The following is a 10,956-nucleotide window of genomic DNA, read 5'->3' on the forward strand; positions in this document are numbered from 1 at the left end:
GCCGCATAAACGGCTTCGCCCCTTGCTTCCGCAAACGGCTTTCCCTGCTCGGCAGTCATCAACGCACCAAGATCGTCAGCATTCGCCACCATGAGATCAAACCAGCGGCGCAATATGGCAGCGCGGTCCTTCGCAGCCCGGCGGCTCCACTCGGAAAATGCCTTGCCTGCTGACTCGACTACAGCTTCAACCTCATCTGCCGACAATGAGGGAACATGACCGATGATCATCGAGTTGGCGGGATTTTCCACCGCAATCGTCTTGCCATCCGCAGCTTTCAGCCAGCGACCATTCACCAGGCAGGCATCACGCAACAGCGCCGCATTTTTTAGCTTGATCATCGACCTCTCCCGCACTAGAGTTCAACCAATTGAACTTTAGTCATTACAGTGAACTATGGGCCAAAGCGGCCAAGTGTGTCAAGGAAGGTGCATGGCTGAAGATCAACAATCGTCGCAAATATCAGACACTGTACCGGCACTCAGACGCGCCGTGCGTATTCTGGATCTTGTGGCAGGTTCCCCGCGGGACCTGAGAGCAGCCGAGCTGACACGATTTCTGGATTTGCCCAAAAGCAGCGCGCATGGCTTGCTTGCGGTGATGACTGAGCTTGATCTTCTGGCGCGATCTGCCGATGGAACCCTGCGTATTGGACCCCACTCGCTCAGATGGGCGAACGGCTTTCTGTCGCACCTCGATATCGTATCGACATTCAACGACCATCTCGCCCAGCGCCACGATCTCGATCCCTATACGGTGACCCTCACCGTCCGCGAGGGTGGCGAAGTCGTTTACATCGGCTGTCGCAACTCGGCTCAGCCTCTTGGACACACGTTTCGGATCGGTATGCGTCTGCCGGCGCCATTTACGGCCACCGGGAAGATCCTCCTGTCCGATCTGGGGCCCGGTGAATTGAGGATGTTGTTCTCGCAATTTCCACAGCCTCTGACATCAAGGAGCGTTGCTGGCCTTTCGCAGCTTGAAGAGGAACTCGCTCTGACGCGCACTCGCGGCTATTCGATCGACGATGGTCAGATACGCGAGGGTATGATTTGTATTGGTGCGGCGATACGCGATTACTCGGGAGCCGCATCTGCTGGGATCGCCATCAGCCTGATCCGTAGCGAAGCCAGCGACCAAAAAATCGCTTGCCTTGGGGAGGAGCTTCGCACAACCGCTGAGGCGCTTTCTGAAAAGCTTGGCTACCGATTGCACAAAGCCTAGCCGCAAACTGTAGCGCTACAGCCAATGCGACAGGCGCATCTTGCTGTAGGCGCTAGTGTGTCGATGCCCCGGCACCCCAGTACAGACACTTTGCCTGGCGCTCTTCTGGTCGTGCTTGCAAACATCATAGACATGTTGGGGACGAAGAGAAGCGATCTGTGATCTGAGATCCAAGATCCACCGCGTTGGCTGTTTCCGGCCTTTGGAAGAAACTCAACAATCGGTTATCATCACAGCTTATGGCTCTCGGTGCCAGGCGAAACCACGCGCGCGCCAAGTTGCCTTGGCGCCCTGGGTTATTCAGCGTATCCAGGAGTTCCAGCGCTGCACCAACATACGCATGTTCGCGTTGATCCATTGCGCATCAGGGACGATGATCCGGTTTTCGACATCTGATGCAGATGGAAGGCTGGCGCGAGCCTCCGGTGAAATTTGCGAGATCGCTTTCTGACTTGGAGGAGTGCATGAGAGCGTTTCGCAGGCTTTGGCTTGCACCTCGGGATTCCTCAGCCAGAACTCAATGAGCTTCAGCGCATTCTGCCGATTTGGCGCGCCACGCACGAGCGCTATGCGATCGCCCACGAGAAATGCGCCATCATAACTCCAGCCAATCTTGTAACCCTCTGCCTTCAAGGCCTTCGCTCGCGTCAACCAGATCTGCCCAACGCGATATTCGTCATTGCGAAACGCCTGAACGCTTTGATCACCGGTCCTCCACCAGACCTGAACACTGTCCCGGATTTGGTCGAGCTTGCGAAATGCTCGATCGACATCAAGTGGGAAAAGCTTGTCCCTCGGGACTCCGTCCGCCAACAATGCTGCGGCCAGGACTCTCCACGGATCGTCAAAGCTAGGAAAACTTCTTGCACCGGGGAACCTCCCCAAATCCCACATGTCAGCCCAGGTTTGAGGGTTGCTTCCGTTCTCATTCAATTTGTAAGCCAGCAACGTAGAGGTTGACTGCAATTTCGCCCCGCCGCGCGTGCACGAATCAGCGCGGAGGTCCGCGCTGTCGATGAACTGTTTACAAAACTCAGACAGATCTTCCGTTACGGCGAAGTGTGCGTCGGAGCCAGCTTGGATTTCACCATCCAGATAGAGGTCCCAGGTGACGTTACCTGTTTGAACCATAGCCGCGACCTTTGCCCGCTTCTCCGCATCCGTTCCAGAAACAGTGATGACCTTTATGCCTGTCAATTCCGTAAAGGGTTCGAACCACGCATCACGCAGGGCCTTCTCATAGGTACCTCCCGTAGTAGCAATGACCACACGTTGCTCGGCATTCGCCTCTTGAAACCCAAGAGCGAACATGAGAGCGAAGGTAGCGAACATGTAAAATGCGGACTTCAGGCAATCCTTCGGCGTCTGATCCGATCTGATCATTTCAAATCCTCCTCAGTTGACATGAAATTAGTGTCTGTTTCGACTAGTCAAAAGTTGCGCCGCCGTCATGAGCGCGAGCGAAATCGCGACGAGCACCGTTGACGCGGCGGCGATCACCGGTGTGAGGTTAAAATCGATATCTTCGAACATCTTGCGTCCAATCGACTTCCCGCCGATGTCAGAAATAAAGAACGAGACTGTCGCGTCATCGAACGACGCGAGAAATGCAAAGACCGACGCCGAGGCGACGCTCGGTCCTATATTGGGCAGCATTACGAGAAAAAAGCTCTGAATTCTATTTGCGCCGCAGTTAAGGGCCGCGAGTTCAAGGGAAGGGTCAAACTTCTGCACTGCGGCACCCACCACGATCATGACATAGGGAACGGCCAAGACTGTGTGGGCGAGAACAAAGCCTGCAAACGTGCCAGTTATTCTCCAAGGTGAAAACACGAGGTAAAACGACACACCCAGAACCACATGCGGGACGATCATAGGCCCAAGCGCCAGGCTTTGCAGAAGCCCCTTAAGTGGCAATCTGCTCTTAGCGAGTGCAAGCGCTGCTGTCGTCCCTATGGTTGTTGCCACGATAGCTGTCGCGAATGCCACCTTCAGGCTGAACAATGTCGCCGCCATCCAATCCGGATCCGAGAAATACGCCCTGTACCATTTTAAAGTGAGACCTTGCGGTGGAAACGCGAGATAGCTGCCGTCATTCAGGCTCATGGGGATGACAAGAAATGTCGGCAGGACCAAGAATACCGTTATCAGGAAGACAAACAGACCTGCGGTAAATATGCGGAGAATATTGCGATATCGTCCGACGGGATTGCGCATTGGCCGCGCCAAAGAAAGCCGCGCCGGAAATGTTGAACTATCAGATGCCACTGTTCAGCCCCTTGTTTAGCGAAAGTGTTCTTCGAAATATGATTACGACGGCAAGCGTGACGACTAACAGAGAGGTTGAGAGCGCAGCTGCAAAAGGCCAATCGAGCAGGACAGTCGTTTGTTGACCGATGAGCGTTGCCATCATGAGCGATCCTGCTCCCCCCACCAACGCCGGCGTGACATAAAAACCGAGCGCAAGAACGAAACTGATTACGCAGCCCGCAAATATCCCAGGCAGGCTCAGAGGAACAATGATTGCGCGAAAGGCGTGGAATCGAGTTGATCCAAGATTCATTGCCGCCTGAACATACTCCGGAGGGATAGCCCGCAGTGACGCAAAGATAGGCATGATCATGAAGGGAAGAAGTATATGGGTCATTGCGACGATGACCGCACCCTGTGTGTAGATCATGCGTAGGGGCTCGTTGATGAGCTTGCTCGACAGAAGTGCCTGGTTGACGATGCCGGTTCTCTGAAGCAGCACAATCCAGGCATATGATCGGACCAGAACCGAAGTCCAGAGCGGGATGAGCACGCATCCCGTCAATATGAGGGCCCAAGGGTGTTTGAGCCGGACCATCGCGTAAGCTACAGGAAATCCAAGGAGCAGGCAGCAGCACATAACTGCAAACGCCACGACCGTCGTGGAGCACAGGACGTTTAGATAAAGCGGTTCTCGAAAGATGCGAATGTAAAGCTCGAGGCTCATGTCGGGCAAGCTGAGCGCGACGAGCCTCGCCAGGGGATAAACGAAACCCGTCAAAAGCATGAGTGCGGATGGCAGAAGCAAAAGCAAAGCACCTGCATGGGAATATGTTTTTGCAGAGGGCGAAGCAAACATCAGACTTTGCAGATTGGCGAGTGTTCTGGAAGCGGGTGAAGAAGCGCTCATGCCACAGACCCCTCCCCTTTTGAAAAGAAGCTGACAGCATGCGGGTCGGGTACGAGATCGACCAAATCACCGGCGCGGAAATCTACCTCACTTCCGGTCACGACCTGAACCTCCACCAGCGGTGATCCAGGTAGGTCCAGGCGGACGATGAACGCATGGAATGATCCAACGAATGCCAGACTCTCGATCTGAGCTGGAATTGCGCCGAGGCCTTGAGGACCTCGTTTTTTCAAGGCGATCCTCTCGGGACGCATCGCAAGAATTACCTCGTCACCAAGCCGGAGTGCCCCCCGTTCTGCATCGACAGAAGCGGTCCGGACAAAGACGTCGGCGGCTAATCGGACGAGCATCCCGTCGTCTTCAAAAGAAACAACCTCTCCGTCGACGAAGCTCATTTTTCCGACAAAATCAGCAACAAAACGGGTGGCGGGCGCGTGGTAAAGACTGGAGGGAGCTCCTATCTGGACGATATTTCCGCCCTGCATTATTGCAACGCGATCGGACATCGTCAGCGCTTCTTCCTGATCATGCGTCACATAAAGGACAGTGGCTCCCACCTGTCTCTGGATGCGCTTGATTTCGAACTGCATGGCTTCGCGCAACTTCTTGTCAAGCGCGCCGAGGGGCTCGTCCATCAGCATAACGGGTGGTTCAAACGCAAGCGCTCGCGCGACCGCCACACGCTGCTGCTGCCCACCCGACAGTTCAGAAGGAAATCTATCAGCAAGCCCGCCCAGGTGAACGAGGTCAAGCATGTCGTCGGCCCGCTGCTTCCATCCCGAGCGCCAGCGCGATCTGAGCTTTAGTGGGAAAGCGATATTCTGACGGACGGTGAGATGAGGGAAAAGCGCATATTTCTGAAAGACCATCCCAATATTTCGCTTATTGGGAGCGAGGTCGGTCACGTCATTGTCGCCGATGACGATCCTGCCTGCCGTGGGACGCTCGAAACCGGCAATCATCGTCAGGACGCTGGTCTTGCCTGACCCGGAAGGGCCCAGCACTGACACGAACTCGCCTGGCTGCACGCAGACGTCGACACCAACGACTGCAACGACGTCACCATAGCTCTTCGCAAGCCCGTCAAGTTTTAAAGTTTCACCTATCAATACCTACCCCTCCTTTTTTTAATGCTGCGACGAACGTGAAAACGGGTGCTCGGAGCAGCTTTCAAGATTATCTTGCCAAGCCAGCGACGCGTAACAGATTAGATGCTAATAGCGCTTATGTTGTCACATATTGTTCGCAAAAACTTTGCATTGGATTTTTGTGACATCAAAAATGCGATGAGTCAACGGAACAAGAGGGGAAAATGATCGACATTTTACGGGATGAGAGTGATACCGGCGCTCAAGGCCAACGGATGGGAAGCATGGTCTATGACGTGCTACGGGAGAGAATGATCCGTGGAAGCTACCCCCCGGGGCACAAGTTTACTGTCCGGGGAATAGCCGGCGAACTCGACGTAAGCACGACGCCTGCACGCGACGCATTGAACCGCCTGACGACGGAATCGGTACTTGTTTTTTCCGGTCCAAAGACGCTCGTTGTTCCGACACTTACAAGGGCGGAACTGCGAGATATCACAGTCACGAGGATCGCCTTAGAAGGAACCGCAGCGGAATACGGAGCTAGGAATCCTGACGAGGCGTCAATTGAAAAACTTATGGATATTCAAGGAATTATAAACACTAGCCTAGAAGAAGGCAGGTATCACGATGCTCTTTGGCACAACAAGGAATTCCACTTTGCCATTTATAATCTATGCGGCATGACCGGCCTGCTCAGCATGATTGAAACCCTTTGGGCGCGAATTGGTCCCACGCTTCTCAACCTCTATCCCGAGTACGCGCAAAATCGCCAAGGCGTCCACAATCACATGGTCGCGATTGAGGCTCTCATTGACAAAGACCCCGCCGGCGTGCGGGCGGCGATAGAGAACGACATCAGGGAGGGCTACCGCAAACTGCGCAACGCCGCAGCAATAACGGACCAATTATAAACTGAACTTTAAATTGACGTCACATATTGACTCATGGGATTTTTGTTGCAACAAAATTGCAAGTGACCGGCGTAGTGCCAGTCTTCCTCCAGGACAAGGGTTTTATGATTCAATGCTGTTATCGTCGAATACCCCGCCGACAGGTCCAACTGGGCGGCAAACGTCCCTCGCGTTCTTTGAACGCGCCTCCTCCGTTTTTCCAGGCGGCGTCACACGCGCGACTATCGAGTTGGATCCCCATCCTGTCTTTGTTGCCTATGGGGAAGGCGCGTTTGTGACCGACGTCGACGGGCACCGTATGCTGGATCTGAACAACAATTTCACAACCCTGATCCACGGCCATGCCTATCCACCCATAACTGAGGCGATTTCCGGGCTACTAAGGGCAGGCAGTTGCTTTGCTAACCCGATGAACCATGAGATTGATCTTGCCGAATTGCTAATAGGCAGGATTCCGGCTGTTGAGCAGGTCCGCTTCGTCGCGAGTGGAACTGAAGCCGTGATGTTTGCCATCAAGGCCGCTAGAGCAACGACCGGCCGTGTCGCAATCGCACGGGTGGAAGGTGCGTACCACGGCGCATATGACTGGGCGGAGGCGGGGCAGCACGCATCATCGAACACGCCCTGCGCCGCCTACCGAGGCATGCCCGCAAGCGTACTAGATGACGTCGTGCTCCTCCAATTTAACTGCCCCACGCAAGTGGAGCAACAGATCACGATGAATGCCGGGCGCCTCGCGGCAATTCTTATCGATCCGATGCCCAGCCGGGCGGGTCTCATAGAGCCAACACAGGAGTTTATCGCAACAATCAACAAGGTGGCGAGGCAACATGAGATCGTCATTATCGCGGATGAAGTACTGAACCTCCGCCAGGGCTTCGCTGGAGCTTCAGCGCGCTACGGTCTGGAGCCTGACCTCGTCACAATGGGGAAGATCATCGGCGGTGGCTTTCCGGTAGGGGCTGTCGGTGGACGTCGGGAGATCATGTCGGCCTTTGGCAAGCAGGGAAGTAAGGCACCAGTAACGCAGGGGGGAACCTTTTCTGCAAATCCCGTGTCGATGGTCGCTGGCCGTCTCGCGATGGAAGCCTTGACGGAGGATGCTTTCCAACGTCTCGAACATATGGGTAACCTGGTTCGAGACGGTTTGAGATCACGTATCGAACGTCACGGCGCAAATCTGAGCGTAACGGGAGCGGCTTCGCTCTTTCGAATACACGCCAAGAAGGTGGCGCCGGTTTCTTACCAGGACAGCATTCCGACAGCTTCGGAAGAGACCGTCCTGAAACTGCTGCGCAGGCACTTTGCAAACAATGGGATTTTGATGCCCTACGGCGCCGCTGCGTCGCTATCAACGCCCATGGCGGACAGTGACATGGGTGACATTATTTCCGTCTTTGACGATTTCCTCGTAAATCTTGATCGACATGCCTGGGAGGCCGCATAATGGATACTGCAGTTCATGAAATAACCGTCGCTGAGCGTATCGCGCACGCGCTGAGGCGCCATGATGTGGAGGTGATCTTTGGACAAAGCCTTCCGTCGGCGGTCATTCTGGCAGCCGAAAAGATCGGTATAACGCAGATTGCCTATCGCCAGGAAAACATGGGAGGCGCCATGGCCGATGGCTACGCCAGGCGTTCTGGCAAAGTCGGCGTCGTGGCAGCCCAGAACGGGCCAGCAGCGGCGCTGCTGGTTGCTCCCCTGGCTGAAGCATTGAAGGCGAGCGTCCCGGTCGTTGCACTTGTTCAGGATGTGGAGCGTGATCAGACTGATCGAAACGCGTTTCAGGACTTCGATCACATCAGCCTGTTTCAGTCATGCACCAAATGGGTTCGTCGTGTTTCCGTGGAAGAGCGGGTAGATGATTACATCGATGCCGCGTTCACCGCTGCCTCGTCTGGCCGAGCAGGTCCCGCAGCCCTGCTTCTACCTGCGGATCTTCTGCGATCCGTATCTACTGCGCCGGCAAGGAGAAGAACGAATAATCTCGGCCATTGGCCGCTCGACAGATCACGTCCCGCCGACAAATATCTTGATATCGCCGCGAAAGCGATAGCGAACGCCCGCGCACCTGTTGTGATAGCAGGTGGCGGCATCCACGCCTCCAGGGCGGCCCAGCAGTTGCGACTGCTACAGGACGAGTGCTCGATACCCGTCTTCACAACGAATATGGGTAAGGGCTCGGTTGATGAGTGGCACCCTCTCTCAGGAGGCGTGCTGGCATCTCTTGTCGGCCCGAAGTCACTGGGCAAACACACTGTCGAGATCGTTCGCGATGCGGACCTTGTCGTCTTGATTGGCACGAGGACGAACCAGAATGGTACAGACAACTGGCGGCAGTACGCTCCTGATGCCCAGATTATTCATATAGATACCGATCCACAGGAGGTCGGGCGGAATTTTGAGGCAATTCGTCTTGTTGGCGATGCACGGGAGACCTTGGTCGGGCTACGTGAAAGGATCAGGCTTTGTGACTTGCACCTCAGAACCGTTTCCCGAGAGGCTGTCTGCGACCGTCTTCGGGAAAGCTGGCGGAAATTCAATGACGATCGCAGAGTGTATTACAGCTCTGAGGCCTCACCTCTTCGTCCCGAACGTGTTATGGCCGAGCTTCAAGGGGTAATCGATCAAAACACTACGGTGGTGGCGGATGCTAGTTATTCATCGATGTGGGTCCTCGGCCAACTCAGAATTTCTTCCGAATCGACGCGCGTGCTCACCCCCCGGGGTCTGGCGGGACTTGGGTGGGGAGTTCCCCTTGCAATCGGCGCCAAGGTCGCAGCACCTCAGAGCGATGTTGTAGCACTGGTGGGCGATGGGGGATTTGCACACAGTTGGGCCGAGCTTGAAACGCTGGTCCGCATGCAAATTCCGATTACGATCATCGTGCTGAACAACGGCATTCTTGGCTTCCAGCGTGATGCCGAAACTGTAAAATTCGGAAAATACACAACCGCCTGCCATTTTGCAGAGGTCGATCACGTCAAGATTGCACAAGCGTGCGGATGCGAGGCCGTTCGGGTCACGCAACCGCAAGACCTCAAAACCCTTATGCAAAAGGTGAAGAAAAGAAAGTTGCCGTTGCTCATCGAGGTTATGACCGATCCTGGGGCTCACCCTGCACTGTCTCTCTTTGCTCAGATGGATAGTGCGGCATGAAGATAGATCGCCAAAGCCGAGTAGCAGTGGTCGCCGGTGGCACGTCTGGTATCGGACTGGCGATTGCACGACATTTACTTGATACTGGCCACAAGGTCGCGGTTTTTGGGCAGACGGAAAGCGCGGCGAAGTCCGCGCGCTCTTTCTTCGAGGCTGAGATAGCATCTAACCAGCTATTGGTCGGTTGTTGCGACGTCAGAAATCCAGGCGAGGTTGCCGATTTCTTTCACGATGTCGAAACCTTGTGGTCCTCCATTGCGCTGATGGTTTATTGCGCGGGTATTTCGCCGAAATCAGCGGACGGTGTGGCCAAGCGATTTACCTCTGTTGACCTTTGCGAGTGGAATGATGTGCTGGCCGTGAATTTGACCGGCGCCATGATCTGCTGCCAGGCGGCGTTACCAGGTATGGTCAATCAACGATTTGGTCGGATTGTCCTGATCGGCTCGCTTGCAGGGCGAACACGGCCCATGATCGCCGGTGCGGCATATGCAGCATCAAAAGCTGGGCTAGCTGGCTTGGCCCGTGCGCTCGTCAGCGAATTCTCAGCCGATGGGATCACAGTGAATGTCGCCGCTCCAGGTCGCATCTTGACGCCAATGGCGGGAACCGCGCAGACGCCAGTCAATCTCGACGCAGCAAAACGAATACCAAGCGGGCGACTAGGAGAGGCCGAAGAGGTGGCACGACTGGTCGGATTTTTAGTCTCCGATGAAGCCGGCTTCATCAATGGAGCGATCATAGACATCAACGGCGGCGAATACACGCCGGCTTGAGCCGCAAATTGTCGGACCCAGAAAACGAAGCGAAGGGAGATGCTCTTGCGTCACTCGATCATCATCCATACGACTGACCCGGAGCTCTACCTTATTTTGCGTTACATGCTCGAGCAGGCCGGTCACGACGTCGGCCTGCTGCCGAACCTCGACATGTTTTTACCGGACGATAGCAAGACGCAGCCACAACGCCGCACAGTACTGATCTGCCTTGCAATGGACGATCTGCTCCGCGCAGCGATTCTTGTAAAGAAACAGCAGCCAGATATTCGACTTGTCGGCTTCCCGCTCGACAGTAGAATGATGGATGGCGTCCAATCGTCCATATTTGACTATGTGGTGAGGCGCCCATTTGACCCGGGCAACCTGCTTGACTTTCTCAAGTATGGCTTGCTGCGGAACACAACCGCACCAACCGACCCCAGCGTTTTTCTTGATGACGTGGAAATCAATGTTGCATCCGTCCGGGTGTGGCGCGGTGGTACGCCTATTAGTCTTTCGCCGCTGCATTTCAGAATACTGTTGTATCTTGCAAGAAACAAAGACAGGGTCGTTAGCCGTTGTCCCGGATCAGCGCCCTTGAGACAGAAGTGTTTTAATTGAGAAGAGAGGATTTTCGGCTCATCGTAGCT

General features: G+C 55.0%; 11 protein-coding genes. 6 read left to right on the plus strand and 5 right to left on the minus strand.

Annotation, left to right across the window (positions count from 1 at the left end; genetic code table 11):
* The coding region (locus DOU54_RS15080; RefSeq protein ID WP_146617373.1) for an aldehyde dehydrogenase family protein at positions 1-341 on the minus strand (341 nt) is incomplete at its 3' end.
* Between the two features lie 55 nt (positions 342-396).
* On the opposite strand from DOU54_RS15080, the gene blcR reads away from it, so the two are divergent.
* The gene (gene blcR, locus DOU54_RS15085; RefSeq protein ID WP_113731514.1) at positions 397-1,224 is read left to right on the plus strand and encodes an IclR family transcriptional regulator BlcR; all 828 of its coding nucleotides are present in this window, start codon (positions 397-399) and stop codon (positions 1,222-1,224) included.
* Between the two features lie 300 nt (positions 1,225-1,524).
* Here the strand turns inward: blcR and DOU54_RS15090 are convergent, their stop codons facing one another.
* The 4 genes from DOU54_RS15090 to DOU54_RS15105 are packed head-to-tail and all read right to left on the minus strand — an operon-like array spanning position 1,525 to position 5,493.
* Positions 1,525-2,607, minus strand: coding sequence for an ABC transporter substrate-binding protein (locus DOU54_RS15090; protein ID WP_113731515.1), 1,083 nt, complete (start codon positions 2,605-2,607; stop codon positions 1,525-1,527).
* A gap of 27 nt (positions 2,608-2,634) precedes the next feature.
* Positions 2,635-3,492 (minus strand): ABC transporter permease, encoded by an 858-nt coding sequence (locus DOU54_RS15095; RefSeq protein WP_072495274.1) that lies wholly within the window; start codon positions 3,490-3,492, stop codon positions 2,635-2,637.
* Positions 3,482-4,384: an ABC transporter permease gene (locus tag DOU54_RS15100; RefSeq protein WP_113731516.1), complete on the minus strand. Its 903-nt coding sequence runs from the start codon at positions 4,382-4,384 to the stop codon at positions 3,482-3,484. Before DOU54_RS15100 ends, DOU54_RS15095 begins: the two co-directional genes overlap by 11 nt.
* The gene (locus DOU54_RS15105; protein WP_113731517.1) at positions 4,381-5,493 is read right to left on the minus strand and encodes an ABC transporter ATP-binding protein; all 1,113 of its coding nucleotides are present in this window, start codon (positions 5,491-5,493) and stop codon (positions 4,381-4,383) included. Before DOU54_RS15105 ends, DOU54_RS15100 begins: the two co-directional genes overlap by 4 nt.
* Positions 5,494-5,696: 203 nt before the next feature.
* Here DOU54_RS15105 and DOU54_RS15110 point away from each other — a divergent pair, with 203 nt between their 5' ends.
* The 5 genes from DOU54_RS15110 to DOU54_RS15130 all read left to right on the plus strand — a co-directional run bounded on the left by DOU54_RS15110 (position 5,697) and on the right by DOU54_RS15130 (position 10,927).
* Complete coding sequence (locus DOU54_RS15110) at positions 5,697-6,386, plus strand: GntR family transcriptional regulator (RefSeq protein ID WP_113731518.1); 690 nt, start codon at positions 5,697-5,699, stop codon at positions 6,384-6,386.
* Between the two features lie 112 nt (positions 6,387-6,498).
* Complete coding sequence (locus DOU54_RS15115; protein WP_072495278.1) at positions 6,499-7,833, plus strand: aspartate aminotransferase family protein; 1,335 nt, start codon at positions 6,499-6,501, stop codon at positions 7,831-7,833.
* The gene (locus tag DOU54_RS15120; RefSeq protein ID WP_113731519.1) at positions 7,833-9,548 is read left to right on the plus strand and encodes an acetolactate synthase catalytic subunit; all 1,716 of its coding nucleotides are present in this window, start codon (positions 7,833-7,835) and stop codon (positions 9,546-9,548) included. Before DOU54_RS15115 ends, DOU54_RS15120 begins: the two co-directional genes overlap by 1 nt.
* Entirely contained in the window at positions 9,545-10,324 is a 780-nt protein-coding gene (locus tag DOU54_RS15125; RefSeq protein ID WP_113731520.1) for an SDR family oxidoreductase, read from the plus strand. The genes DOU54_RS15120 and DOU54_RS15125 overlap by 4 nt, the downstream gene beginning before the upstream one ends.
* Positions 10,325-10,363: 39 nt before the next feature.
* Positions 10,364-10,927 carry a response regulator transcription factor gene (locus DOU54_RS15130; RefSeq protein WP_286079915.1) on the plus strand — a complete coding sequence of 188 codons (564 nt, stop codon included), beginning with the start codon at positions 10,364-10,366 and terminating at the stop codon, positions 10,925-10,927.
* The last annotated feature ends 29 nt before the right edge of the window (positions 10,928-10,956 follow it).

It is taken from the genome of Agrobacterium sp. MS2 (assembly GCF_003261015.1).
GTDB classification, from domain to species: Bacteria; Pseudomonadota; Alphaproteobacteria; order Rhizobiales; family Rhizobiaceae; genus Agrobacterium; species Agrobacterium pusense.

What these genes read in the sequence shown, in the direction of transcription:
- blcR (WP_113731514.1), top strand. Translation starts at nt 397, where the DNA reads ATGGGCCAAAGCGGCCAAGTGTGTCAAGGAAGGTGCATGGCTGAAGAT.
- DOU54_RS15090 (WP_113731515.1), bottom strand. Translation starts at nt 2,607, where the DNA reads ATGATCAGATCGGATCAGACGCCGAAGGATTGCCTGAAGTCCGCATTT.
- DOU54_RS15100 (WP_113731516.1), bottom strand. Translation starts at nt 4,384, where the DNA reads ATGAGCGCTTCTTCACCCGCTTCCAGAACACTCGCCAATCTGCAAAGT.
- DOU54_RS15110 (WP_113731518.1), top strand. Translation starts at nt 5,697, where the DNA reads ATGATCGACATTTTACGGGATGAGAGTGATACCGGCGCTCAAGGCCAA.
- DOU54_RS15115 (WP_072495278.1), top strand. Translation starts at nt 6,499, where the DNA reads ATGCTGTTATCGTCGAATACCCCGCCGACAGGTCCAACTGGGCGGCAA.
- DOU54_RS15120 (WP_113731519.1), top strand. Translation starts at nt 7,833, where the DNA reads ATGGATACTGCAGTTCATGAAATAACCGTCGCTGAGCGTATCGCGCAC.
- DOU54_RS15125 (WP_113731520.1), top strand. Translation starts at nt 9,545, where the DNA reads ATGAAGATAGATCGCCAAAGCCGAGTAGCAGTGGTCGCCGGTGGCACG.
- DOU54_RS15130 (WP_286079915.1), top strand. Translation starts at nt 10,364, where the DNA reads ATGCTCTTGCGTCACTCGATCATCATCCATACGACTGACCCGGAGCTC.